Here is a 1050-nt window from a genome sequence, read left to right on the forward strand (position 1 = left end):
CATTACGTAGTTTCCGCCTATGGGCAACATGGCAAGATCTACTTGTTCTTGCTCAAGCAGCTTCATTTCCATGGTGAGACCCGTGTCGCCAGCATGATACAATTTTTTGCCTTCCACCTCAATTAAAAACCCGCAAGGCGTTCCGCCGCACAACGTCTGATCCCCTTCGGTAATGCCAGAGCCATGCCATGCAGGGGTAAGTTTAACTCTCCCAAAGGGAAAAGTGTACCTGCCTCCTATGTGCATGCTATGGCACTTAAGGCCCTTTGACGTCAAATAGGCGGAGATCTCGGCATTAGCTATGACCATTGCGTCAGTATTTTTAGCTATTTGAAGGGTATCTCCCAGGTGATCGCCATGTCCATGGGTAATAAAGATATAATCTAGTTCTTTCACATCCGACGGTTTCCATGCACTAGAAGGATTGCCTGACAAAAAAGGATCAATCAGGGCTTTAATCCCTTTTCCCTCAATGTAAAAGGCCGCATGCCCAAGATACGTCACTTTAGACATCTATCATCGCCTCCCTCTCATAAAAGATCGTTATAAATCTCAGTAAAACCCAAAAAGACCCGAGTAGGGTCACATTTATATTATACTTAACCCAACAAACACCTACATTAGCCAATTAGACCTCGTCTTATTGCTAGGGAAGCTTGATTTGTTTTTTTATACATATCATTTAACAGTGAAACCCCAGGATGGCCTTTTAAATGACCGCTCCTGATGGCCCGAAGATATCTTCGTGCGGCGTCAAATACGCGATCTACGGAGTGCGTCATTTTGCCGCCACGCTCCCACAACCAAAACCCCACGCCCCACTTGGGGATCTCTTTTGGTGAAGTGGGGCCGAAAAGGCCAATCACAGGAACTCCTCCGCCAAGCGCTATGTGCAGCCCAAGCGTATCTACGCTTATGAGCAAATCGAGGTTGTAGATCCAATCGGCATAACTTTGCATGTCACCGCCAGGTTGCCATGTCACCTTGCAGCCCAAAGCATTCAACTTCTTGGACAAGCCCCACCAGCGCTCCATAGGCCAACCTTTTTGT

The 1050-nt window shown here is 47.1% G+C and carries 2 protein-coding genes; both read right to left on the minus strand.

Features of this window, described 5'->3' with window-relative positions:
* A partial coding sequence (locus Q7P41_RS03950; protein ID WP_303882284.1) for a metal-dependent hydrolase occupies positions 1 to 513 on the minus strand: 513 nt, incomplete at its 3' end.
* Positions 514 to 620: 107 nt separating this feature from the next.
* On the minus strand, positions 621 to 1050 hold a 430-nt coding region (locus Q7P41_RS03955), incomplete at its 5' end, for a glycosyltransferase family 9 protein (RefSeq protein ID WP_303882285.1).

It is taken from the genome of Acetomicrobium mobile (assembly GCF_937920065.1).